This window comes from Cryobacterium adonitolivorans (assembly GCF_004402695.1).
Classification (GTDB): Bacteria; Actinomycetota; Actinomycetes; order Actinomycetales; family Microbacteriaceae; genus Cryobacterium; species Cryobacterium adonitolivorans.
The window spans coordinates 1-25,058 of record NZ_SOFL01000002.1; the positions used below are offsets into that span (position 1 = coordinate 1).

At 68.8% G+C, this 25,058-nt stretch carries 22 protein-coding genes and 1 tRNA gene; 22 read left to right on the forward strand and 1 reads right to left on the reverse strand.

Features of this window, described 5'->3' with window-relative positions:
• The 19 genes from E3O42_RS18340 to E3O42_RS00355 all read left to right on the forward strand — a co-directional run.
• The coding region (locus tag E3O42_RS18340; RefSeq protein WP_241984535.1) for a tetratricopeptide repeat protein at positions 1-1,338 on the forward strand (1,338 nt) is incomplete at its 5' end.
• Positions 1,274-2,356 (forward strand): HAD-IIA family hydrolase, encoded by a 1,083-nt coding sequence (locus E3O42_RS00270; protein WP_134451955.1) that lies wholly within the window; start codon positions 1,274-1,276, stop codon positions 2,354-2,356. The genes E3O42_RS18340 and E3O42_RS00270, both read left to right, overlap by 65 nt.
• A gap of 10 nt (positions 2,357-2,366) precedes the next feature.
• Positions 2,367-2,633, forward strand: coding sequence for a hypothetical protein (locus E3O42_RS00275; RefSeq protein ID WP_134451956.1), 267 nt, complete (start codon positions 2,367-2,369; stop codon positions 2,631-2,633).
• Complete coding sequence (locus tag E3O42_RS00280) at positions 2,630-3,577, forward strand: TlyA family RNA methyltransferase (protein WP_241984536.1); 948 nt, start codon at positions 2,630-2,632, stop codon at positions 3,575-3,577. Before E3O42_RS00275 ends, E3O42_RS00280 begins: the two co-directional genes overlap by 4 nt.
• Positions 3,578-3,582: 5 nt before the next feature.
• A complete protein-coding gene (locus E3O42_RS00285; protein WP_134451957.1) occupies positions 3,583-4,503 on the forward strand; it encodes an NAD kinase in 921 nt (306 codons plus the stop codon).
• Positions 4,504-4,512: 9 nt separating this feature from the next.
• Complete coding sequence (recN, locus tag E3O42_RS00290) at positions 4,513-6,234, forward strand: DNA repair protein RecN (protein ID WP_134451958.1); 1,722 nt, start codon at positions 4,513-4,515, stop codon at positions 6,232-6,234.
• A gap of 14 nt (positions 6,235-6,248) precedes the next feature.
• Positions 6,249-7,955, forward strand: a complete 1,707-nt coding sequence (locus tag E3O42_RS00295) for a CTP synthase (protein WP_134451959.1) — start codon at positions 6,249-6,251, stop codon at positions 7,953-7,955.
• Positions 7,948-8,622, forward strand: coding sequence for an NUDIX domain-containing protein (locus E3O42_RS00300; protein ID WP_134451960.1), 675 nt, complete (start codon positions 7,948-7,950; stop codon positions 8,620-8,622). Before E3O42_RS00295 ends, E3O42_RS00300 begins: the two co-directional genes overlap by 8 nt.
• Positions 8,619-9,536: a site-specific tyrosine recombinase XerD gene (gene xerD, locus E3O42_RS00305; RefSeq protein ID WP_134451961.1), complete on the forward strand. Its 918-nt coding sequence runs from the start codon at positions 8,619-8,621 to the stop codon at positions 9,534-9,536. Before E3O42_RS00300 ends, xerD begins: the two co-directional genes overlap by 4 nt.
• 144 nt (positions 9,537-9,680) lie before the next feature.
• Positions 9,681-10,916: a low temperature requirement protein A gene (locus E3O42_RS00310; RefSeq protein ID WP_166787842.1), complete on the forward strand. Its 1,236-nt coding sequence runs from the start codon at positions 9,681-9,683 to the stop codon at positions 10,914-10,916.
• Positions 10,917-11,152: 236 nt separating this feature from the next.
• Positions 11,153-12,040 (forward strand): ParA family protein, encoded by an 888-nt coding sequence (locus E3O42_RS00315; RefSeq protein ID WP_088455765.1) that lies wholly within the window; start codon positions 11,153-11,155, stop codon positions 12,038-12,040.
• Between the two features lie 67 nt (positions 12,041-12,107).
• Positions 12,108-12,929, forward strand: a complete 822-nt coding sequence (locus E3O42_RS00320; protein ID WP_134452165.1) for a segregation and condensation protein A — start codon at positions 12,108-12,110, stop codon at positions 12,927-12,929.
• 109 nt (positions 12,930-13,038) lie between these two features.
• Positions 13,039-13,617 (forward strand): SMC-Scp complex subunit ScpB, encoded by a 579-nt coding sequence (scpB, locus tag E3O42_RS00325; RefSeq protein WP_134452166.1) that lies wholly within the window; start codon positions 13,039-13,041, stop codon positions 13,615-13,617.
• Entirely contained in the window at positions 13,614-14,456 is an 843-nt protein-coding gene (locus E3O42_RS00330; RefSeq protein WP_241984537.1) for a pseudouridine synthase, read from the forward strand. The genes scpB and E3O42_RS00330 overlap by 4 nt, the downstream gene beginning before the upstream one ends.
• 63 nt (positions 14,457-14,519) lie before the next feature.
• Positions 14,520-15,602, forward strand: coding sequence for a prephenate dehydrogenase (locus tag E3O42_RS00335; RefSeq protein ID WP_241984538.1), 1,083 nt, complete (start codon positions 14,520-14,522; stop codon positions 15,600-15,602).
• A gap of 4 nt (positions 15,603-15,606) precedes the next feature.
• Entirely contained in the window at positions 15,607-16,293 is a 687-nt protein-coding gene (cmk, locus tag E3O42_RS00340) for a (d)CMP kinase (RefSeq protein WP_134451964.1), read from the forward strand.
• Positions 16,286-17,806, forward strand: coding sequence for a ribosome biogenesis GTPase Der (gene der, locus E3O42_RS00345; protein ID WP_134451965.1), 1,521 nt, complete (start codon positions 16,286-16,288; stop codon positions 17,804-17,806). Before cmk ends, der begins: the two co-directional genes overlap by 8 nt.
• Positions 17,807-18,398: 592 nt before the next feature.
• A complete protein-coding gene (locus E3O42_RS00350; RefSeq protein WP_134451966.1) occupies positions 18,399-20,723 on the forward strand; it encodes a glycosyltransferase family 2 protein in 2,325 nt (774 codons plus the stop codon).
• Positions 20,720-22,333: a chitinase gene (locus E3O42_RS00355; RefSeq protein WP_134451967.1), complete on the forward strand. Its 1,614-nt coding sequence runs from the start codon at positions 20,720-20,722 to the stop codon at positions 22,331-22,333. The genes E3O42_RS00350 and E3O42_RS00355 overlap by 4 nt, the downstream gene beginning before the upstream one ends.
• Positions 22,334-22,429: 96 nt before the next feature.
• Here the strand turns inward: E3O42_RS00355 and E3O42_RS17840 are convergent, their stop codons facing one another.
• Positions 22,430-22,948, reverse strand: coding sequence for a hypothetical protein (locus tag E3O42_RS17840; RefSeq protein ID WP_166787843.1), 519 nt, complete (start codon positions 22,946-22,948; stop codon positions 22,430-22,432).
• A 361-nt stretch (positions 22,949-23,309) separates the two neighbouring features.
• Here E3O42_RS17840 and E3O42_RS00365 point away from each other — a divergent pair.
• From E3O42_RS00365 to E3O42_RS00375, 3 genes are all read left to right on the forward strand, one after another.
• A tRNA-Pro gene (locus tag E3O42_RS00365) sits at positions 23,310-23,386 on the forward strand.
• A 178-nt stretch (positions 23,387-23,564) separates the two neighbouring features.
• A complete protein-coding gene (locus E3O42_RS00370) occupies positions 23,565-23,819 on the forward strand; it encodes a helix-turn-helix transcriptional regulator (RefSeq protein ID WP_134451968.1) in 255 nt (84 codons plus the stop codon).
• A 6-nt stretch (positions 23,820-23,825) separates the two neighbouring features.
• Positions 23,826-25,013, forward strand: coding sequence for a tyrosine-type recombinase/integrase (locus E3O42_RS00375; RefSeq protein WP_134451969.1), 1,188 nt, complete (start codon positions 23,826-23,828; stop codon positions 25,011-25,013).
• Positions 25,014-25,058: the final 45 nt, after the last annotated feature.

Consider the following 25,058-nt stretch of genomic DNA (forward strand, 5'->3'; position numbering starts at 1 on the left):
GACCGCCCCGCCTACAACTCGGACCGCCCCGCGTACAAGGGCAACTCTGACCGTCCGCAGCGCGACGGTGACCGTCCGGCGTACAAGGGCAACAGCGACCGCCCGGCGTACAACTCCGAGCGCCCGGCGTACAAGGGCAATTCCGACCGCCCCGCCTACAAGGGCACCTCTGACCGTCCGCAACGCGACGGCGACCGTCCCGCCTACAAGGGCAACAGCGACCGTCCCGCGTACAAGGGCAACTCCGACCGCCCCCAGCGCGACACCGAGAACAAGCCGTGGCTGAAGGACAGCGCCCGCGGCGGCTCGCCGACCCGTGCTGGCGCTCCCCGCGATTCCGGCAAGAAGCTGTGGACCCGCGAAGGCGCCCCCGCCCGCGGTGACCGCGACGCCCGCGTCGTCGAAGAGGAGATGACCGAAGAGCAGCGCATGCAGCGCGAGCTGCGTTCGGTGCGCCCGCGTCACGACGACCCCGAGCTGCCCGACGACATCACGTCAGAGGACCTTGACCGCATCGCCCGCAACGAGCTCAAGACCCTCACCAAGGACAACGCGGAAGCCGTGGGCCGTCACCTGGCCATGGCCGCCCGAGTCATCGAGGAAGACCCGGAGCTCGCTCACCGCCACGTGATGAGCGCCGCGCGTCGCGCCGGCCGTATCGCCGTCGTGCGCGAGAGCCTGGCCATCACCGCCTACGCCACCGGCGACTTCGCCCTGGCGCTGCGGGAACTGCGCACCTACCGCCGCATCTCGGGCTCCAACGCCCAGCTGCCGCTGATGGTGGACAGCGAACGCGGCGTGGGCCGCCCCGACCGCGCCCTCGAGCTCGGCCGTTCGGTGGACCGCTCCACCCTGCCCGCCGGTGTGCAGGTGGCCCTGGCCATCGCCATGTCCGGCGCCCGCCTGGACCTGGGAGAGACCGAGGCCGCGCTGAGCGAACTCGAGATCGCCCAACTCGACCCCAAGACCGCGTTCTCCTACAGCTCCGAGCTGTTCGCCGCCTACGCCGAGGTTCTCGAAGAACTCGGCCGCACCGACGAGGCCGACATCTGGAACGAACGTGCCTCCCGTGCGGACGCCGCCCTGAACGGCGACGTCGACGAGACCATCGAGATCGTCGAACTCGACGAAGAAGAATTCGATGAGGACGAGGACGAGCACACCGACGAGGACGAGGACGAGTCCGATCAGGACAACGCCGACTCGCCCGACGAACTCGAGACCGCCGACGACACCATCACAATCCCTGACACCGAGGACGCTGCTTCATCCGATGACGAATCACACGACGACGCCGAGGGCGTGGACGAAGATCCTGAAACGACGCCCGTTGACTGAGCCGGCCACACCCCTGGCCGGCATCGATGTGGTCCTGGCCGACCTCGACGGGGTCGTCTACGCCGGACCGCACGCCATCCCGTACGCGATCGACGGCCTCAACAAGGCCGCCGAGAGCATCCGGGTGGGCTACATCACCAACAACGCGTCGCGCACGGATGCGTCCGTGGCGTCTCACCTGACCGACCTCGGCCTCACCGTGGCGCCGTCCGATGTCGTCACCTCGCCGCAGGCCGCCATGCGGCTGCTCGTGGAGCAGGTGCCGGCCGGATCCCTCATCATGGTGGTGGGCGGCGATGGGCTCGTCGACGAACTGCAGAAGCACGGCTTCACGGTGACCCGGTCCGCCGAGGATTCCCCGGCCGCCGTGGTGCAGGGCTTCGCTCCCGAGGTGGGCTGGACCCAGCTGGCCGAGGCCAGCTTCGCGCTGAACGCCGGCGTGACCCAGGACGGCGACTACGCGGGTATCCCGTGGATCGCGACGAACACCGACTGGACCATTCCGCAGGCCCGGGGCATCGCGCCGGGCAACGGCACCCTGGTGTCCGCGGTGCACACCGCGGTGGGGCGCCTGCCGCTTGTGGCCGGCAAGCCGGAGATCCCGATCTTCCTCGAGGCCATCAAGCGCTTTGATGCTACCGCGCCGCTGTTCATCGGCGACCGGCTCGACACCGACATCCTCGGCGCCAACCGCGCGGGAATGCCGTCGGTGCTCGTGCTCACCGGCATCGACAAGGCCAAGCAGGCCCTGGCGGCCGGCCCCACTGAGCGTCCGACGTTCATCCTCGAGGACCTGCGCCAGCTGCACCAGCCCTACCCGGTGACCGTGTTCTCCAAGGACAAGTCCCAAGCGACGGTCGAGGGCGCCTCGGTGCGCATCCACGGCGCCGACGTGGAAATCATGGCGGTCGGAGACGACGGAATCAACCTGTTGCGGGCCGCCTGCGCCGTGATCTGGGCGTCCGGGCGACCGATCTACGGCCTCAACGTTCCGGAGAGTCTCTATCTCGGACGGTAGCCTAGGAAGCGTGAGTGCAGACAGAGTAGATGCGGCACGCCCGCCCAGTGCGCCGACCCCGGGTCGCCCGGGGCCGCGCCCGACGCCGTCTGCAGCGGCGCCAGCGCCTTCCGACGACGCACCAGCCCCGCCCGTGCTGGACGGTGAGCTCGAGGCCCGCGTCACGGCCGCCGAGGCGTTGCCGCTCAAGGACCGGGCCGCGGGGTATCTCCAGCTGCACGACAGTCTGCGCGACCACCTCGAAGGTGGCGACGTGCCCCGATCGAAGGCCGAATGACCACCTCCAGCACGCCAGAGCCAGACCCCGGGATGGGGACCCAGCACGAGGACGCGCCGGACCCGAGAAAGTCGGCGCCACAGCCCACCAGCGTGCCGATCAGCACGCCGGCAGCGCCCGCCGCTGAACCCGCGGTTTCGCCGACAGGGGAGCAACGCCTGGATTCGGCGCTGTTCGAACGCGGCCTGGTGCGCTCGCGCACCGTGGCCGCCCGGCTCATCACCGAGGGCCTGGTCACCGTGGACGGCAGCCCGGTCGTCAAGGCATCCGCCAAGGTGCGCGACACCCAGGTCATTGCCGTCGCCCCCACCGACCACTACGTGAGCCGCGGCGCGCACAAGCTCGTCGCCGCGCTCGACGCGTTCGACCTGCCGGTCACCGGTCGCACGGCGATGGATGCCGGCGCCTCCACCGGCGGCTTCAGCCAGGTGTTGCTCGAACGCGGCATCGGCCGGATCATCGCCGTCGACGTGGGCCATGGCCAACTGTCGCCGACCATCAGGGCCGACAAGCGGGTGGTGCTCGTCGAGGGTTTCAACCTGCGCTACGCCACCGCGGAGTCCATCGCGGGCGCCTCCGGTATCACCGACCGCCCAGACCTCGTCGTTGGCGACCTCTCGTTCATCTCCCTCACCACGGTGCTGCCGGCTCTTGTTGCCACCGCGGCCGAAGGCGCCGACTTCGTTCTGCTGATCAAACCGCAATTCGAGGTCGGCCGCGGCGGCATCCGGGAGGGCGTCGTGCACAGTGCGGGCCTCCGCGCCGACGCCGTCGCCGGGGTGCTCTGGGCCGCCTGGGACCTCGGGCTGCGCGTGAACGGCCTGATCGCCTCGCCGATCGCCGGGGCCGCGGGCAACCATGAATATCTCGTGTGGCTGCGAAGTGAAACCGGCACCAATCCGACAGAATGGATCGACCGGATAACCGCACTGGTGGGAGCGTGACGAGTATGACCGCAACGCCACGACACATCCTCGTCGTCGCCCACACCGGCCGCCAGGACTCCCTCGAAGCCGCGGCCACGGTGTGCGAACAGCTGATCGCCGCCGGCGCCGTGCCGGTGCTGGCCGCCGAGGAGCGCGCCGACCTGCTCGCGTCCTGCCCGCAACTGAACGGCAGCACGGCCGTGCTCGGCGAGACCGTGCAGGCCACCGACCTGGAACTCGTGATCGTGCTCGGCGGCGACGGCACCATCCTGCGCGCCGCCGAGATCGTGCGCGGCTGCTCCGCGCCGCTGCTCGGCATCAACCTGGGCCACGTGGGTTTCCTGGCCGAAAGCGAACGCGACGACCTCGGCGAGGCCGTGCGCCGCGCCCTGCTCCGCGACTACCTCGTGGAGGAGCGCATGACGCTCTCGGTGCGGGTGAAGGTGGACCACGAGGTGGTCTACGAAACCTGGGCGCTCAACGAGGCCACCATCGAAAAGGCCAGCCGGCAGCGGATGATCGAGGTCATCATCGAGGTCGACGGTCGCCCGCTGTCCGCCTTCGGCTGCGACGGTGTGGTGCTGTCCACCCCCACCGGGTCGACCGCCTACTCGTTCTCCGCCGGTGGACCCATCGTCTGGCCGAGCCTGGACGCCCTGCTGCTCGTTCCGCTGAGCGCCCACGCACTGTTCGCCCGCCCCCTCGTGGTCGGGCCGGATTCCTCCCTCGCCGTGGAGGTCCTCGCCCGCGGCGACAGCACCGCGGTGCTCTGCGCCGACGGACGCCGGGTGCACGACCTGCCGCCGGGCGCCCGCGTGGTCGTGCGACGCTCACCGGTTCCGGTGCGCCTCGCCCGGCTGCACAGCGGCCCGTTCACCGACCGGCTGGTGAACAAATTCAACCTGCCCATCACGGGCTGGCGGGGCCCGGTCGGACGTGAGTGAGGTGACCGCATGATCGAAGAACTCGTCATCCGGGACCTCGGCGTGATCAAGGAGGCCACCCTCCCGCTCGGCCCCGGCTTCACCGCCATCACCGGTGAGACCGGCGCGGGCAAGACCATGGTCGTCACAGCGCTCGGCCTGCTGCTGGGCGAACGCGCCGACCCGGGCACCGTGCGGGCCGGCCAGCCGCAGAGCTGGGTGGAGGGCCGCTGGCTGATCGCACCCGACGGACCCGTCGCCCAGCGGGTGCGGGACGCCGGGGGAGACCTCGACGGCCCGGAGCTGCTGCTCAGCCGTTCCGTGTCGGCCGAGGGCCGCAGCCGCGCCGTGGTCGGCGGCCGCAGCGCCCCCGCCGGGGTGCTCGGCGACCTCGGCGGCGACCTCGTCGTGGTGCACGGCCAGTCCGACCAGGTGCGCCTGCGGTCCACCTCCGCGCAGCGCGGGGCGCTCGACCGGTTCGCCGGCCCCGAGCTCACCGACGCCCTCACGGCCTTCCAGCACGTCTACCACCGCTGGCACGCCAACCAGGCCGATCTCGACCTGCTCATCACCGAGCAGGACCGCCGGGCCCGGGAAGCCGAAGACCTGCGCCTGCGCATCGCCGAGATCGAGCTCGCGGCCCCGCAGCGCGGCGAAGACGACGAACTCGCCAGCCGTGCCGAACGGCTCGGCAACCTCGAAGAACTCCGGCTCGCCGCCGCCTCGTCCCGCGAACTGCTCTCGGCCGAGGAGTCCGGCGACGAGTCTCCCGACGTCGTCGCCCTGCTCGACTCCGCCCGCCGCCAGCTCGAACGCGCGGCCGAACACGACCCGACACTGCCGCCGCTGGCCGAGGCCCTCGCCAACGCCGGTTTTGTGGTCGCCGACATCGCCGCCCAACTCTCCAGCTACCTCGCCGGCCTCGACGCCGACGGCGCCCGGGAGCTCGAGGTGGTGCAGGACCGCCGCGCCGAACTGAGCGTGCTCTCCCGCAAGTTCGTCGGAGGTCTCGACGAGGCCATCGACTTCCTCGACACCGGCAGCAGCCGCCTGCTCGAGCTTGACAGCGACTCCGACCGCATCGACGCCCTGCGCGCCGACACCGCCGCCGACCGCGACCTCGTGCAGCGGCTCGCCGAGGCGCTCACCGGCATCCGAACCACGGCGGCCTCGGCGCTCGGCGCCGCCGTCACCACCGAACTGGCCGCGCTGGCCATGCCCGACGCCCGCCTCGTGGTGGAGATAGACCGGCTCGACGAGGTCTCCGTGACCGGCCACGACCTGGTGCGCATCATGTTGCAGCCCCACGCGGGCGCCGAGCCGCGGGCACTGGCGCGCGGCGCATCCGGGGGAGAGCTGTCCCGGGTGATGCTGGCCATCGAGGTCGTCATCAACGCCACCGACCCGGTGCCCACCTTCGTCTTCGACGAGGTCGACGCCGGAGTGGGCGGCGCGGCCGCGATCGAGATCGGCCGGCGACTCGCCCGGCTCGCCGAGACCGCCCAGGTGATCGTGGTCACCCACCTCGCCCAGGTTGCCGCTTTCGCCGGCAACCACCTCAGCGTCGTCAAGGACAGCCACGGGTCGGTCACCGCGAGCAGCGTACGCCAGCTCAGCGGCGACGACAGGGCCGCCGAGATGGCCCGGCTGCTCTCCGGACTGCCCGACTCCGCCAGCGGGCTCGAGCACGCTCGCGAGCTCATCGAACTTGCCCACTCAACTCGCTCCAACGGAGAGGCCCCCGCTAGGTGATAGGATCGAAGCCCGTGGTGAACAATATAAACGCGGACAAGTCAGACGGCGCAGTACCTATTCAAACGACCAAGCACATTTTTGTGACCGGTGGTGTCGTTTCTTCATTGGGTAAAGGCCTGACGGCGGCAAGCCTCGGCAACCTCCTGACTGCTCGCGGCGTGCGCGTCGTGATGCAGAAGCTGGACCCCTACCTCAACGTCGATCCCGGCACGATGAACCCGTTCCAACACGGTGAAGTATTCGTCACCGACGACGGCTCGGAGACCGACCTCGACATCGGCCACTACGAGCGCTTCCTCGACATCAACCTCACCCAGGCGGCGAACGTCACCACCGGTCAGGTGTACTCGCAGGTCATCGCCCGCGAACGCCGCGGCGAGTACCTCGGCGACACCGTGCAGGTCATCCCGCACATCACCGATGAGATCAAGCGACGGATGCGCCTGCAGGCCAGCGACGAGCCGCGCCCCGACGTGATCATCACCGAGGTCGGCGGCACCGTCGGCGACATCGAGTCGCAGCCCTTCATCGAGGCCGCCCGCCAGGTGCGCCACGAACTGGGCCGCAAGAACGTCTTCTTCGTGCACGTGTCCCTGGTGCCGTTCATGAACGCCTCCGGCGAGCAGAAGACCAAGCCCACCCAGCACTCCGTCGCCGCGCTGCGTTCGCTGGGTATCCAGCCGGATGCGCTTGTGCTGCGCAGCGACCGGCCCGTCTCCGAGTCGAACAAGCGCAAGATCGCCCTGATGTGCGACGTCGAAGAGGATGCCGTCGTCAACTGCATCGACGTGCCCAGCATCTACGAGATCCCCACCATGCTGCACGACCAGGGCCTGGACAAGTACATCACCGACGCCCTGAGCCTGCCGGTGAAGGACGTGGACTGGACCGGTTGGCAGCGGGTGCTCGACGCCGTGCGCGAACCCAAGCACGAGGTCACCATCGGCCTGGTCGGCAAGTACATCGACCTGCCCGACGCCTACCTCTCGGTGACCGAAGCGCTGCGCGCCGGCGGATTCGCCCAGCAGACCAAGGTCAAGCTCGAGTGGATCGCCTCCGACACCTGCGAGACCCCGGAGGGCGCCGCCGCGATGCTCAGCGAGCTCGACGGCATCTGCGTTCCCGGTGGTTTCGGCGTGCGCGGCATCGAGGGCAAGCTCGGCGCCCTCAAGTTCGCCCGCGAGAACGCCCTCCCGGTGCTCGGCCTGTGCCTGGGCCTGCAGTGCATGGTCATCGAATACGCCCGCAACAAGGCCGGCCTCGACGGCGCCTCGTCGAGCGAGTTCGACCCGGAGACCGAGTTCCCCGTGATCGCGACCATGGAAGAGCAGGTCGAGATCATCGCCGGCGGCGACCTGGGCGGCACCATGCGCCTGGGCCTGTACCCGGCCAACCTCGCCGAGGGCTCCATCGTTTCCGAGCTCTACGGCGCCCCGATGGCGTCAGAGCGTCACCGTCACCGCTACGAGGTGAACAACAACTACCGCGCCCAGATCGCCGAGGCCGGTCTGTGGTTCTCCGGCACCTCACCCGACGGCCACCTCGTCGAGTACGTGGAGCTGCCCCGCGCCGAGCACCCGTTCTACGTGGGCACCCAGGCCCACCCCGAACTGCGCTCACGCCCCAGCCACGCGCACCCGCTGTTCCGCGGCCTGATCGGTGCGGCCCTGGACCGCCAGCAGGCCAGCCGCCTGTTCGAGGTCAAGGAAGATGCCTGAGACCCTCGCCGCCCGCGCGGAGATCGACGCGTTGCTGCCCCGCATCGAGGATGAGCCGGCGCCAACGGCGCTGACCTCCAGCGCCGTGCGGTTCGACGGCCACGTGTGGAACATCCGTCAGGACGCGTTCGACTACAACGGTGCCGAGATCGTACGCGAGTACGTCGACCACCCCGGCGCCGTCGCGATCCTCGCCCTCGACGACCAGGACCGGGTGCTATTGATCCAGCAGTACCGGCACCCGGTGCGGATGCGGGAGTGGGAATTGCCCGCCGGCCTGCTCGACGTCGACGGCGAACACGCCCTCATCGGCGCCCAGCGCGAGCTGGCCGAGGAGACCGACGTCGTCGCAGCCGAGTGGAACGTGCTCACCGAGTTCTATACGTCCCCTGGCGGCAGCAACGAAGTGATCCGCATCTACCTCGCCCGCGGCCTCTCGCCGGCCACCGAGGCCTTCGAGCGCACCGACGAGGAGGCCGACATGGTCACCCGCTGGGTGTCCCTGGACGACGCCGTCGACGCCGCGCTCGCCCGCAGGGTGCAGAACCCGGCGCTGGTCGTTGGCGTGCTGGCTGCCGCCGCCTCCCGCTCCCGCGGCTGGGCGAGCCTGGCGCCGGCCGACCTGCCCTGGCCGCGGCATCCGCAGAACTGGGACCACACGGTGTGACCGGCCCCGCGTTCGTCGATGCGGCCGTGCACTCGTTTCTGCGGCATGTTTCGATTGAACGCGGGCTCTCGGCCAACACTGTCGCCGCGTACCGCCGCGACCTGGTCATCTACGCCGGCTGGCTGGCGGATGCCGAGGTCACCGATCTGCGCACGGTGACCGGGCCGCAGGTGAGCGCGTTCGTGCAACACCTGGGCAGCCGCGCCGAATCACCGTTGACCGCGGCCTCGGTCGCGCGGATCCTGAGCACCGTGCGCGGCTTCCACCGGTTCCTGCTCGAGGAATCCCTGGTGGACGTCGACGTGGCGCACGAGACCAAACCGCCCAAGCTCGGCCTGCGGCTGCCCAAGGCCATCTCGATCGAGCAGGTGAACGCGCTGCTGGCCGCCACCGACGGCGAGGAACCGCAACAGCTGCGCGACAAGGCGCTGCTCGAACTGCTCTACGCCACCGGGGCGCGGGTGTCCGAGGTGGTGAACCTCAACGTGGACGACATGCTCGAGGAAGACGTGGTGCGGCTCACCGGCAAGGGCAACAAGCAGCGCATCGTGCCCGTCGGCAGCTTCGCCCGCGCCGCGATCGACGCGTACCTGGTGCGGGCCCGGCCGGTGCTGTCCACCCGCGGCAAGGCCACCCCTGCACTGTTCCTCGGGGTGCGCGGGCACCGGGTGAGTCGGCAGAACGCCTGGTTGATCATCCGGGCGGCGGCCGAACGCGCCCAGCTGGGCATCGAGGTCTCGCCGCACACCCTGCGGCACTCGTTCGCCACCCATCTGCTCTCCGGCGGTGCCGACGTGCGGGTGGTGCAGGAACTGCTCGGCCACTCGTCGGTGGCCACCACCCAGATCTACACCCTCGTCACCATCGACACCCTTCGCGATGTGTACACCACGGCGCACCCCCGCGCCCGCTGACCCGCGCCCCGTCGTTGGTCGAGCCTGTCGAGACCGCGTGAGGGTGCCTGTTCGGGCGCGACCCGGGATCGGCTCACCGGGTCTCGATAAGCTCGACCAACGGAATGGGTGCGCTTCGCGGGCAAGCTCGACCACAATGGGGGAGTGACCCGCACCTCTCCGCCACCGCCCGCACCGACGCCGGCCGGCCGCTTCGGCATCCGCCGCAATCTGCTGCGGCCCGACGACTCCGACGGCGCCGACCGCGTCACCTACGTCGAGCTGTTCTTCGACCTGATCTTCGTCTTCGCGCTCACCCAGCTCTCCCGCTACCTCTACGAAAACCAGTCCTGGGAAGGCGCCCTCGAGTCCGCGATGCTGGTGCTCGCGCTCTGGTGGGTCTGGGTGTACACGACCTGGGTGACCAATTGGCTCGACCCGGCCAAGCTGCCGGTGCGCGGCGTGGTGCTGGGCCTGTCGCTGGTGGGCTTCGTGGTGAGCGTGTCGATCTACGAGTCGTTCGGCGACCGCGGCATCGTCTTCGCGCTGGCCTATTCGGTGCTGCAACTGGGTCGAACGGCCTTCATGGTGCTCGCCGTGGCCCGGCACGACACCGAGTTGCGCCGCACCTTCGTGCGCGTCCTGGCCTGGCTGGCCCTCTCCAGCGCGTTCTGGATCGTCGGGGCGCTGCTGCCCCTGCAGTACCGGCTGCCGCTTTGGCTGGTCGCCCTGGCCATCGAGTACCTCTCCGCCGGGGTGGGTTTCCGGGTGCCGGGGCTCGGCGCGTCCGGCATCGATCACTGGAACCTCTCCGGCCCGCACATCGCCGAGCGCAGCGCCCTGTTCGTGATCATCGCCCTCGGTGAATCGCTGTTGGTCACCGGATTCGCGTTCGTTGCGAAGGAGTCGTCGGCGGCGAGCATCCTGGGCATGCTGCTCGCGTTCGGCGCGACCGTGGCCATGTGGTGGCTGTACTTCGACCGCAGCGAACGCGCCGGCGCCAGGGCCATCGCCGCCGCGGCGGAGCCCGGCCGTATCGCCCGGCTCGCCTATACCTACGTTCACGCCGTGATCATCGCCGGCATTGCGCTCACCTCGGTGGCCGACAAGGAGGTCCTCACGCATCCGCACGCGGAGATGACCCTGTCGACCGCGGTGGTCCTGGTGGGCGGGCCGGCGCTCTACGTGGTGGGGATGCTGCTGTTCCGGCTCGTCGTGGCCCGGGAGCTGCTCGTGTCGTACCTGGTGGGCATCGGGGCGCTGCTGGCGGCGTTCGGTGCGGCATTCGTGCTCACCCCGCTGCAGCTGGGCACGGTGACCACCGCGGTTCTCGTGCTCGTGGCCGGCTGGGAGACCGTGGTGCGGGTGCGCCGGGGCACCGACGACAAGAAGGCCGGCTGACGCATCCGCCCATGACCGTTGCCGAAGCGGACAATTGGTCCGGCGCACCAGACGCAAACGTCCGCACGGGGAACAGCTGGCGTACCAGACGCGCGAGAGGCGGCGGGTGAGACGGCGTGGTGCCGGATACGGGATGGTGAGGCAGGTGGCGGCGCACCGGCGAATCTGGCCGGGCTGGGCCTGTCGGCTCGGTAGAATCTACCAAGTGAACTGCATGACGGATCGAGGACAGCCCAGTGGCGCGTAGAACGGATAGCCGGACGCAGCTTCCCGGACTCGAGGAACCACCCACCGGTGCAACCGGTCGGCCCCTGCAGGTATTCGATGAGCCCGCGCCGCTGAAAAGCCACGGCCCGGCACGCATCGTCTCGCTGTGCAACCAGAAGGGCGGCGTCGGCAAGACGACGACCACCATCAACCTGGGAGCGGCGCTGGCCGGCTACGGCCGCCGGGTGCTCGCCATCGACTTCGACCCGCAGGGCGCCCTGTCGGCCGGCCTCGGCGTACCCACGCACGACGTCACCACCATCTACGACCTGCTCCTGAGCGGCTCCAAGGACCCCAAGGAAGCCATCCAGCAGACCTCCGTCGTGGGTCTGGACATCATCCCGGCGAACATCGACCTCTCCGCTGCGGAGGTGCACCTCGTCAACGAGGTCGCCCGCGAGCAGATCCTGGCCCGGGTGCTGCGCAAGGTCTCCAACGACTACGACGTGATCCTCATCGACTGCCAGCCGTCGCTGGGCATCCTCACCGTCAACGCGCTCACCGCCAGCCACGGCGTGCTGATCCCGCTGGAGTGCGAGTTCTTCGCCCTGCGCGGTGTGGCGCTGCTCATCGAAACCATCGACAAGGTGCGCGACCGCCTCAACCCGGCCATCGAGCTCGACGGCATCCTGGCCACCATGTACGACTCGCGCACCCTGCACTCGCGTGAGGTGCTCGAGCGGGTTGTCGACGCGTTCGGCGACCGGGTGCTCGACACCGTCATCGGCCGCACCGTCAAATTCCCGGATGCCAGTGTCGCGGGGGTGCCGATCACCGAGTTCGCTCCGGAACACGCCGCCGCCAAGGCCTACAAGCAGGCGGCGCGGGAACTGATCCAGCGTGGCGCGGTCGCCTAAGCGGCCCTCGGCCGCTCCGGCCCGCGTCGCGGCGACCACCGCCACGACCAACACCCGCACGGCCGGCATCGGCCCGCTCGGCACCATCGGCGAGGCCGGCACCCCCGCGCCCGGGTTCTCCGTGGCGCTGCAGAACTTCGAGGGACCGTTCGACCTGCTGCTCTCCCTGATCGGCAATCACGAACTCGACATCACCGAGATCTCGCTGAGCCGGGTCACCGACGAGTTCATCTCCTACCTGCGCGGGCTCGACGCCACAGAGGAGCTTGACCAGGCCACCGAGTTCCTCGTGGTGGCGGCCACCCTGCTCGACCTCAAACTGGTGGGCCTGTTGCCGCAGGGCGAGCTGGTGGATGCCGAGGACGTAGCGCTGCTCGAAGCGCGCGACCTGCTGTTCGCCCGGCTGCTGCAGTACCGCGCGTTCAAGACGGCGTCGGCCTGGTTCCTGGAGCACCTCGAACACGAAGCCACCCGGCATGTGCGCTCGGTGCGGCTCGAGGAGAAGTACCGCACCACGACGCCGGAGCTGGTCTGGACGCTGTCGCTGAACGACTTCGGCGCGCTGGCGGCGCTGGCGCTCACTCCGCGGGAGCTGCCGACCGTGGGACTGGAGCATCTGCACGCGCCGCTGGTGAGCATCCGGGAACAGGCGGCGATTGTTGTGGCGATGCTGCGGGCCAATCAGAGCCTCACGTTTCGGGAGCTGATCGTGGACTGCTCCGAGAAGGGGCTCGTGATCGCCCGTTTCCTGGCCGTGCTGGAGCTGTACCGGCACGGTGCCCTCACCTTCGACCAGCTGGAACCGCTGGGCGAGCTCAGTTTGCACTGGGACGCCGACGGCTGGTCGGACGACAATCTCGCGAACCTCGGAGCCGACTATGACGCCTGATGCCAGCATGACCACACTCGACGAGGTCGCCACAGGCTCGACCGACGGTGGTGGGGTCTCGACAAGCTCGACCAGCGAGCGCGGGGTCTCGACAAGCTGGACCGACGGGATGGGCTCGACCTCCGGCGGTGGGGGAGCCGTAGCGATTGAGCGGCGGCTCGAGGCCATCCTGATGGTGGCGGATGAGCCGCAGAGCCTGGTGCACCTGGCTACCGCCGTCGCGCATCCGCTCGTGGACGTGCGGGAGGCCATCCTGCGGCTGGTCGCCGACTTCGACGGGGTGCACGGCTCCGTGCGGCGCGGCTTCGAACTGCGCGAGGTGGCCGGCGGCTGGCGCATTTACGTGCGCGCAGAGCACGACCCGGTGGTGGCCGATTTTGTGCTCACCCAGAACCCCAGCCGGCTCTCCCAGGCCGCGCTGGAGACCCTCGCGGTGATCGCCTACAAGCAACCGATCAGCCGCGGCGCGGTAGCCTCGATTCGGGCCGTTAACGTCGACTCGGTCGTGCGAACCCTCCTGGGCCGCGGATTGATCACCGAGGCCTTCACCGATAGCGAGACCGGCGCGATCAATTACGCCACCACCGACCTGCTGCTCACCCAGCTGGGAATCAACTCGCTCGACGAGTTGCCACTAATTTCGCCGTTGCTCGCCGACGGTGCGAACGGATTCGAGGATCTACCATGACCGAAAACATGCCCGAAAACACAGTCGACCACAACGACGGCTACACCGATACCAGTAGCACCAACCCGGACTTCGCCACCAACCCCGACGCCGCCGTCGACGGCATCCGCCTGCAGAAGGTGCTCTCCGCCGCTGGCGTCGCCTCCCGCCGGGTCAGCGAAGAGATGATCAGCTCCGGCCGCGTGCGGGTCAACGGCAAGGTCGTCACCGAACTCGGCCGCCGCGTGCACCCCGACATCGACAAGATCGCCGTGGACAACGTCGCGGTGCAGCTGGACACCAGCCGCCGCTACGTGATGCTGAACAAGCCCGTCGGCGTGGTCTCCTCCATGCAGGACGAGAGCGGCCGGCCCGACCTCCGCCAGTTCACCGAGGGCTACGAGGAGCGCCTGTTCAACGTGGGCCGCCTCGACGCCCAGACCAGCGGGCTGCTGATCCTCACCAACGACGGTGACCTCGCCCACGTGCTCGCCCACCCCTCCTTCGGCGTCGCCAAGACCTACATCGCCAAGGTCGAGGGCCGCGTCTCGGCGCAGACCATCGGCAAGCTGCAGACCGGCATCGAGCTGGAGGACGGCCCCATCGCCGCCGATAAGGCCCGCATCCTCACCAGCCCTCCCGGCGACGGCTTCACCCTGGTGGAGCTGACCCTGCACTCCGGCCGCAACCGCATCGTGCGCCGGATGCTCGACGCCGTCGGCCACCCCGTCGTGGACCTGGTGCGCAGACAGTTCGGGCCGCTGCAGCTGGGCACCCTCCGCTCCGGCGCCGTGCGCGACCTCACTAAGGTGGAACTCGGCCAGCTGCTCACGGTGTCCCGCGCCGAAGTTCAGAAGTAACGGGCAGAAGTAGGGCGCAGCATCCGTTTCACCCCTGTCAACCGCGCAAGTTTGGAGCCGAACGTGGTCGAGTCTCGCCTGATCGGGCCGGTGCGTGTCGTCGGCGCCGGGCTCCTGGGAACCAGCATCGGCCTGGGCCTGAGTGCCAGGGGCATCGACGTGATCCTCGCCGACGCGTCGCCGACCAACCTGTCGCTGGCCATCGACTACGGCGCCGGCCGCGCCGCCACCGCCGGGGACGCCCCGCAGCTGATCGTGGTGTGCGTGCCGCCGGACGTGACCGCCGACATCGTGGCCCGCGAACTCGAGGCCTTCCCCGACGCGATCGTGACGGATGTGGCCAGCGTCAAGCTGGCCCCGCTGACCGAGCTACGCGACCGCGGCGCCGACGTGTCCCGATACATCGGCTCGCACCCGCTCGCCGGCCGGGAACGCGGCGGACCGCTCGCCGGCCGCGCCGACCTGTTCATCGGCCGGCCCTGGGTGGTCGCCGCGCACGACGACATCAGCTACCAGCGCGCCACCGCGATCGACGACCTGATCCTGGACCTCGGCGCCACCCTGGTGGAAATGACCCCGGAAGAGCACGACAAGGGTGTCGCCCTGGTCTCGCACGTGCCCCAGGTGGTGTCCACGCTGATGGCCCGCCGCCTCACCGACTCGCCCGCCTCCGCACTCAACCTCGCCGGGCAGGGCCTGCGCGACGTCACCCGCGTCGCCGCGAGCGACCCTGAATTGTGGGTGCAGATCCTCGGCGCCAACCCCGCGCCGGTGCGGGAGATCCTGCTCGCACTGCGCGACGACCTGGACCGCTTCATCGGCGCCCTCGCCGACCCGGCCGCGCCCGGCGCCCGCCGCCAGGTGGCCGAGGAGATCGCCGGCGGCAACACCGGCGTGGCCCGGCTGCCCGGCAAGCACGGCCAGGACCGCCGCTACGCCAGCCTCACCGTGATGGTCGACGACACCCCCGGCCAGCTCGCCCGCCTGTTCAACGAAATCGGCGAGGCGGGCGTCAACCTCGAGGACCTGCGCCTCGAGCATTCCCCGGGAGCCCAGATCGGGCTCGCCGAGATCAGCATCCTCCCCGAGGCGGTCAGCCGCCTCACCATTGAGCTGGCCGCGCGCGGCTGGCGGATTGTCGGTTAGACGTTTGAGTAAGCATTCCTACCCCCTGTTCGTCGCGATCGATGGGCCTGCCGGCAGCGGCAAGTCCAGCGTCAGCCGGGCCGTGGCCCGCCGCCTCGGCTACGGCTACCTCGACACTGGAGCCGCCTACCGGGCGCTGGCCTGGTTGGTCATCGACCAGGAGGTCGACCCGGAGAACTCCGCCGCGGTCAGCGCGATGCTGCCCACCTTCGACTACACGATCGGCACCGAACCGGATGCCTACTTCGTGCGGGTGGGGGAGAGCGACGTCACCGACGCCATCCGTGAGCCGCAGATCTCGGCCGCGGTCAGCGCCATCGCCCGGGTCCCCGCGGTGCGCACCCACCTGACCGAGCTGTTCCGCAACATCGCCCGGGCTGTTCCGCAGCCCGGCGTGGTGGTCGAAGGCCGAGACATCACCACCGTCGTCGCCCCCGAGGCCGAGGTCCGCATTCTACTCACAGCAACCGAAGAGGCTAGAATGGCGAGGCGCTCTGCGGAAATATCAACCCAATCGGCCCACACCGTGGCGGAACAGCTGCGATCGAGGGATCGCGCCGACTCCCAGGTAGTGGAATTCATGAGCGCCGCAGACGGTGTGACCACCGTCGACTCCACCCATCTCGACTTCGACCAGACCATTGACGCGGTTGTAGAGGTCATCAATACCGCGAGGAACTCGCATGACTAATCAATTCGACGACACGACGATCCCCGAACTCGACCCGGAAATCGCTTCGCGCCTGACCGACCTCGACGAGGACGACGCCCTGATCACTCAGCGCGCCACCGCGCTGCGCACCGGCCTGAACGAATACGACCTCGACGACGAGGACTTCGACGTCCTCGACCACGTCAGCGAAGACCCCGACGCCATCCAGTACCTGCCGGCCCTGCCGGTCATCGCGATCGTCGGCCGCCCCAACGTGGGCAAGTCCGCGCTCGTGAACCGCATCCTCGGCCGCCGCGAGGCCGTCGTAGAGGACACCCCCGGTGTGACCCGTGACCGGGTCACCTACAAGGGCGAGTGGCACGAACGCCGCTTCAGCCTCGTAGACACCGGCGGCTGGGAGCCCGACGCCAAGGGCATCGACGCATCCGTGGCCATGCAGGCCGAACTGGCCATCGAGCTGTGCGACGTCGTCATGTTCGTCGTCGACTCTAATGTGGGCCCCACCTCCACCGACGAGGCCGTCGTGAAGCTGCTGCGTCGCAGCGGCAAGCCCGTCTTCCTCATCGCCAACAAGGTCGACGACATCCGCCAGGAGCCCGAAGCGGCCAGCCTGTGGGCGCTCGGCCTCGGCCAGCCCTGGCCGGTCTCCGCACTGCACGGCCGCGGCGTCGCCGACCTGCTCGACGCGATCCTCGAGAAGCTCCCCGAGATCTCCAACGTCGCCAAGCAGGAAGTGGGCGGCCCGCGCCGCGTCGCCATCCTGGGACGCCCGAACGTGGGCAAGTCCAGCCTGCTCAACAAGGTCGTCGGCGAAGAGCGTGTTGTCGTCAACGCGCTGGCCGGCACCACCCGCGACCCGGTCGACGAGCAGGTCGAACTCGGCGGCAAGGTCTGGCGTTTCGTCGACACCGCCGGCATCCGCCGTCGCGTGCACCTCTCCCAGGGCGCCGACTTCTACGCGTCACTGCGCACCAGCGCGGCCCTGGAAAAGGCCGAGGTGGCCGTGGTGCTCATCGACGTCACCGAGGTCATCAGCGAGCAGGACGTGCGCGTCATCGACCTGGTCCTCGAGTCCGGCCGTGCGCTGGTGCTCGCGTTCAACAAGTGGGACCAGATCGACGACGACCGTCGACGCTACCTGGAACGTGAGATCGAGCAGGACCTGGCCCACGTGGCCTGGGCCCCGCGCGTGAACATCTCGGCCAAGACCGGCCGTCACATGGAGAAGCTGGTTCCGGCGCTTGAGCTTGCGCTCGAGTCGTGGGACACCCGCGTCGCCACCGGCAAGTTCAACGCCTTCCTCGCCGAGCTGGCCGCGGAGCACCCGCACCCGGTGCGCAGCGGCAAGCAGCCGCGCATCCTGTTCGGCACCCAGGCCTCCAGCCGCCCGCCGACCTTCGTGATCTTCACCACCGGGTTCCTGGACCCGGGCTACCGCCGGTTCATCCAGCGTCGCCTGCGCGAGGTCTACGGCTTCGCCGGCAGCCCGATCAACATCAGCATGCGAGTGCGCGAGAAGCGCAAGCGCTAACCCGACCGGCCGGTTCGACCAGGCCGTGTGCCGCCATCTTCGGATGCCGGCATGCGGCTTTTTCGTGCGCCCGCGGCCCACAAAGCGCCCGATCGCGCCGCAAGGTTGCCGCAAGGTTGACTCAAGGGCCTCCCAAGGGCGGCGCAAGCCGAACGAGCCGATCCCAGCGCTGGTGCGGAACTGATCCCCGAACCCCCAAGCCAAGGTTGAAGGTGCCCCCGTCCGGGGGTCTTCATTCGACGGTGCGAATGTTCTAAGTTCTTCATGCAGGCAGAATCCACCCGGCTCTACCGGCACCGACACGTCACGAACCCCACCCGGCCCGTGACCCATCCGCATCACCCGCAGTATCCGCCGGCCCCGAAGCCCGCAGGTTACCCGCCAGATCGCCGCCGCACCGCCCGAACGGTGCGCTACCGCCCCTGTTCCTTCTCAGCCGTCCGCTTCCCTAGAGCGGCGCTGGGCGCACAACGCAGCCCTTCCGACATTTCCGTGTCCCTGCATTTCGTTGATACCTGGTCTGAACGAGAACCCGAATCTCCCGACCGTTGATCCAGCGAGATCCCTGGCCCTACTCCAAGGATGAATTACTGTGCCTTCGAAGTCCCTAGCTTCGCCTGCCCGCAAACGCCAACTCGGCGCCGAACGCAACACCCAGCCCCTCCCCACCGTTCACGACATTCCCAGCGACGCCAAGATCATCTGGGGTCGCCTCGCCATCATCACCACCGTGCTGGCCTGGCTCGCGTACGTCATCTACACGATCCTGCGCCAGTTCCTCAACAACGGCACCGAGAGCTTCCGGTTCACCACCGAGGCCATCTCATACGTGGTCGTGGTGACGTTCCTCACCTTCTCCGCGCTGCTGTACCTGATCGCCCGCCAGGGTGCGCTGCAGCGCTTCCGCGACCACGTGCGGGTACCCCGCGCCGAACTCGACGGCCACTTCGCCAGCCACCAGGGCTCTCTCACCGTGCTGGTGCCCTCCTACAGCGAGGAACCCGGCGTGGTGCGGGCCACCCTGTGGTCGGCAGCGTTGCAGGAGTATCCCGACCTGCGCATCGTGCTGCTGCTGGACGACCCGCCGCACCCGAGCGATCCGGCCGTCGCCGCGCAGCTGCAGGCCTCCCGCAGTATCGCCCGCGACATCGAGCTGGCCCTGGCCGAACCGAAGAACCGGTTCGCCGAGGAGCTGCTGATCTGCGAGATCGAACTCACCGACGACCCGCAGCCCACCCAGCGGGCCGTGCACCGCCTCGCCGGCAGCTACCAGTGGGCCGCCCGCTGGCTGCAGGCAATGGCCTCCGCCGAGACCATCGACGACCACGTTGACACCTTCTTCGTGGAGCAAGTGCTCGGCGGACTCGCCGCGGAACTCTCCCTCACCGGCGCGGCGCTGACCGCGGCCGCCCGGGAGGGCACCGCGCCCACCGCCGCCCGGATGCTGGAACTGCACCGCCGGCTGCTCTGGACCTTCTCCGCGGAGCTGGACACCTTCGAGCGTAAACTGTTCTCCTCGCTCTCGCACGAAGCCAACAAGGCGATGAACCTCAACGCCTACATCGGCCTGATGGGTCGCCGGTTCCAGCGCGAGGAGGGGCCGGACGGCACCATCCTGCGCCCGGTCGCCGACGACGCGCCAGCCGACTACGTGGTGCGCGACTCCGAGTACCTGCTCACCCTCGACGCCGACTCGCTGCTGCTGCGCGACTACTGCCTGCGCCTGGTCTACTTCCTCGAGCAGCCCGACAACGCCAAGGTCGCCGTCACCCAAACGCCGTACTCGTCGTTCCGCGGCGCCCCCACCCGCATCGAGCGGCTCGCCGGCGCCACCACCGACATCCAGCACATCCTGCACCAGGGCCTGTCCCACTACGGCGCCACCTTCTGGGTGGGCGCCAACGCCGTGATCCGCAAGGTCGCCCTGGAAGACATCGTCGAGGTCGAGATTGTGGGCGGCTTCGAGGTGCGCCGCTACGTGCAGGACCGCACCGTGATCGAGGACACCGAGTCGAGCATCGACTTGGGCACCCACGGCTGGTCGCTGACGAACTACCCCGAGCGGCTCAGCTACAGCGCCACCCCACCCGACTTCGGTTCGCTCATCGTGCAGCGTCGCCGCTGGGCCAACGGTGGTCTGTTGATCTTGCCCAAGCTCTGGCGCCAGATGCGTGAGCGCCGCCGCCAGGGGCACCCGATCAGCGTGATCGAACTGGCGCTGCGGGTGAATTACATGGCCAGCATCGCCTGGGCCAGCTTCGGCCTGATCTTCCTGCTCGCCTACCCCTACGACAGCCGGCTGCTCAGCCCCGTCGTCGTGCTCGCCGCCGTGCCGTACTTCCTCGCGATGGGCAGCGACCTGCGCTCCTGCGGTTACAAGTTCAGCGACATCCTGCGCATCTACGGCTTCAACCTGATCCTGCTGCCGGTGAACCTCGCCGGAGTGCTCAAGTCGATGCAGCAGGCCGTGACCAGCAAGAAGATCCCGTTCGCCCGCACCCCCAAGGTGCGCAACCGCACGGCCGCCCCGCTGCTGTTCGTGGTGGTGCCGTACCTGATCGTCGCGTTCTCCGCGCTCACCCTGTGGCGGGATGCGTCGAACCAGAACTGGGGCAACGCCGTGTTCGCCGGGTTCAACGCCCTGCTGGCCATCTTCGCCATCCTCGCCTACATCGGCCCGTGGAACTCGATCGTGGACGTCTGGCTGGGCATGACCCAGTGGATGTTCGTCGAACGCGCCCCCCGCCGCAGCACCGCCGTGGCGGCAGCGCTACCGGTGGAGCCCGTTCTCGACTGGCGCGCGGTGATCTATCACGGCCATGCAGTCGGCGAGCTGCCCAGCGACGTTGAAGTGATCACCGGGCCATTCGTGAGCCAGCCCGCGTCCAAGGGTGCCAAGCAGGGAGCGCTCAAATGAGCGCCGTGGAACCCGGCGCAACAGCGCCCAGCGCGCCCGAGACCCTCAGCCAGGTCGACAAGCCGCGCCGACGCCTCTCGGTGGTGCGGGTGCTACTCGGCGTGGTGCTCGTCGTAGCGTTGTCCAGCGGCGGCTACCTCGGCTGGCAGTGGTGGGGTTCGGCGCAGGCCGCCGATGCCTACGACCCCTGGTTCGCCGGCTACGTCGACGTGACCGCCACCCCCACCTACGACTTCGAGGCTTCGGCCGAGCGGGCCGGCAGCGACGTGGTGCTCTCCTTCATCGTCGCCGACGCCGAGGAGCCCTGCACGCCCAGCTGGGGCACCTACTACACCCTCGACGAGGCCGCGGATGAGCTCGACCTTGACCGCAGGCTGGCCCGGGTCACTCAGCTCGACGGCCAGGTCGTGGTCTCCTTCGGTGGCCTGCTCAACACTGAACTGGGCACCGGCTGCACCGACACCACGAAGCTCACCGCCGCCTACGCCGCGGTGCTCGACCGGTACGACGTGACCACCATCGACCTCGACCTCGAGGGCGAAAACCTCACCGACAGCGCAGCGGCCAAGCGTCGGGCCACCGCGATCGCCGAGCTGCAGGCCGACCGCCGCGGCGCCGGCGACGACCTCGCGGTGTGGCTGACCCTGCCCGTGGGCACCTTCGGCCTCACCGAAGACGGCACCGACGCGGTCACCGCCATGCTCGACGCCAAGGTGGACCTGGCCGGGGTGAACCTGATGACCATGGACTACGGCAGCAGCAAAGATGCGGACGAGACGATGGCCGAGGCATCCATTCGCGCCGTCACGGCCGCGCACGGGCAGATCGGTACCCTGTACAGCCGGGCCGGCACCGAGCTGACGGATGCCACGGTGTGGTCGAAGATCGGCATGACGCCCATGGCCGGCCAGAACGACGTGCCCGACGAGGTCTTCGACCTCGACGATGCCCGCGCCGTGAACGCGTTCGCGAAGGAACAGAAGATCGGCCGGATGTCGCTGTGGTCCCTGAACCGGGACACCACCTGCGGGTCGAACTACGCGGACCTCACGCGGGTGTCGGACTCCTGCAGCGGCATCGACCAGGGCGACGAGACGTTCGTGGGCGTGCTGGGCAAGGGCTTCACCGGCCGCCCGGTCACCGCGGCGGCGTCGGTGACCACCGATGAGGCCAAGGACATCGAGTCGATCATCGACGACCCGGACACCAGCCCGTACTCGATCTGGGCGGAGGAATCCTCCTACCTCGAGGGCACCAAAGTGGTCTGGCACAGGAACGTCTACCAGACCAAGTGGTGGACGCGCGGCGACCTGCCCGACAACCCGGTGCTCAACGAGTGGGAGACGCCGTGGGTGCTGATCGGCCCGGTGATGCCGGGGGAGACCCCGATCCCCAAGCCCACCCTGCCCGCCGGCACCTACCCCACCTGGGACGGCACCGCCATCTACGAAAAGGGCACCCTGATCCTCTTCGACGGTGTTCCCTACGAGAGCAAGTGGTGGAATCAGGGCGAGAGCCCGGATGCCGCGGCCGCGGACCCGGACGGTTCACCGTGGTCGGTGCTGGCCGACGCCGAGGTGGAGAAGCTGCTCGAGGCTCTTCCCCAATAGTTTTTGGGCGGGGGAGGCCCAAACATAGATATGCCCGGGGCGGTTGTTAGGGCACCGCCCCGGGCATTCCCACGTCTGCGCTTGCGCGCGGGGGAGTTAGCGAGCGGTCTTGGGCTCGTCGGTGGGCTTGTCGCCCGTGGTGCTTTCTGCGGCCGGCGCCTCAACGGTCGGCGCGACAGCGGTCGGGGCCGCGGTAGCCGCGGTCGTGGTAGCCGGGGCTGCGGAGGTCGGCGCCTCGGCGGCCTGCGCCTGTACGGCGGTCTTCTCGTCGGTGTCGAAGTCGGTGTCGTCGAAGCCGAAGTCCGGCTCGTCATCGATGACCGCCGGACCCGCGACGGCGTTCTTGGCGATCGACCGGGACACGACCATGGCCGCGAGGGTGACGATGAAGCCCAGGATGCCGGTGCCGATCAGGGTGGCACCGAGCCCGCTGCCGGACTGGGCGGAGAAGTACGCCCCGTAGTCCGCGGACTGCGAGGTGTAGAACTCGGCCTGGGTGGCGTTGGAGGAGGTCAGGATCAGGTACCCCGCGGCGGTCACGACCACGTCGACCAGCCACAGCAGTGCCAGGACGAGGTTGAACTTGGACAGGGGACGTGAGCTGTTCTGGGACATAACTTCCTTCGTTGTATGAGCGGCCGGTGACGACCTCGCGTCACGCTACAACCCATTCCTATGGAAAACCTATGTGCGAGCAGGGAATCGCAGCCACCTTCGCTGATCGAGCGCACCCGTTGATCGAGCGCCCCCGTTGATCGAGCTTGTCGAGATCCGGCTCCGACCCGCTGATCGAGCCTGTCGAGATCCGGTGACCTGCCTCCGGTAGAGAGTACGTCGCCCTACAACATTGTCAACCGCCTTTCTGAGCACCCCGCGACCAGATGCACCCCAAAAGTGAACGCGAGTACTCTTCCGACGCGGTAAGCTAGTCCAGTTGTCTCCGGTAGATGCCCTCGCGGGAATTTACTGGGAACGGCGGGCTGTAGCGCAGCTTGGTAGCGCACCTGACTGGGGGTCAGGGGGTCGCAGGTTCAAATCCTGTCAGCCCGACCAAATGTCCCGGAAACTCAAGGGTTTCCGGGACTTTTTTGGTTAAGAGATTTGATGTTCCCATCACTACCCCATCACTATCAGCCCATTTCCGCCGTTGAGCCGGCCCTGTCGTCTGAGGCGCTGAGGTCGGTTTCGGTTCCTCCCGATCATCCGGGATCGCCCGGCACACCTTCTGGGTATGAGCATTCACAACGAGAACCCAACCTGCCCTCCCACCGACGACTGGGGTCTGGAGCCCCTGATAGACGTCCACGAGCTGGCCGCGTACCTGGGCATCCCGATCTCCACCGTCTACGAATGGCGGGTGCACGGCAAAGGCCCTACCGCCTACAGGTTCGGCAAGCACCTCAAGTTCGCCATCTCCGATGTGGGGGCGTGGATCGCCCAACAGCGCGAACCCACCAGCGAGCTCAGGCGCCCCGATCGGCGGTGAGCTGAGATGCCCCGGCAGCGATTGACGATCGGCACCTTCGGCGACATCAGCACCCGCCAGATGCCGAACGGACGCTACGAGGCGCGAACTCGCTACCGAGACTGGGACGGCCACGCACGCCTGGTGCAAGGCACCGGCGCCACCGCCAAGGCCGCCGAACGGGCGCTGAAGGCCAAGCTCGCCGACCGGGACCTGTTCCAACCCGCCGACACGAGCTTGTCGCCGGACAGCCTCTTCCGTGACCTGGTGACGTACTGGTTGGAGGACATCGACCTGGAGGACCGGATCTCCCGGACCACCCGCAACCTCTACGAGCGCAACATGCGCACCCTCGTCTCACCGGCCTTCGACCACCTGGCCTTGCGGGAGATCGGGGTGGCCCGGTGCGACAAGTTCATCAAGCAGCTCGCGAAGATCTCCTACAATCGCGCCAAGCAGGCCCGGGTTGTGCTGCGGCTCGCCCTGGAGCTGGCGGTGCGGCACGAAGTCCTGCCGCGCAACCCCATGGACCACGTGTCCCGCCTGCACCGCGAGCCGCACGTCCCCGCCGCGCTGATGGCCCCGGAGGTCAACGTGATCCGCGCCGCGATTGCCGAGTGGGAGAGCGCCGTCAATCACACGTCTGGCCCCAAACCTGACGGGCAGCTCGGCGCGATGATCGAGGTGATGCTCGGCACCTCGGCCCGGATCGGCGAGGTCCTCGCCATCCGCCGCCGGGACGTCGACATCACCAGCCCGGTGCCGTCCATCCGCCTGGCCGGCACCATCGTCAGCCGCAAGGGCGAGCAAACCTTCCGGCAAGACCACCCCAAAACCGCCAAGTCCACCCGCGTCGTCGCCATCCCCACCTTCACCGCCGACGCGGTCCGCCGCCGGCTCGCCACGGTCGGGAGCATGGGCTTGGATGACCTGCTGTTCCAGTCCCGGGACGGCACCCCGCTGACCACGGGCAACGTGCGCCGGCAGTTGCGGCAGGTGCTCGAGGGTGCGGGCATCAACGGGGTGACCCCGCACATGTTCCGCCGCACCGTAGCGACCGCGGTCAACACCAACGCCAGCGTTGAACTCGCCGCGGAACTGCTCGGCCACACTGACACCAGGGTCACAGTCATGCATTACATCCAACGCAGCGAACTCGTGAACCCGGCCACCGCCGCGCTCCTCGATAGGGCGTTTGCAAAGGATGAAGACTGAACACGGTGCTGCCACGGTGGCAGCACCATGCCATCTGGGCTTTCG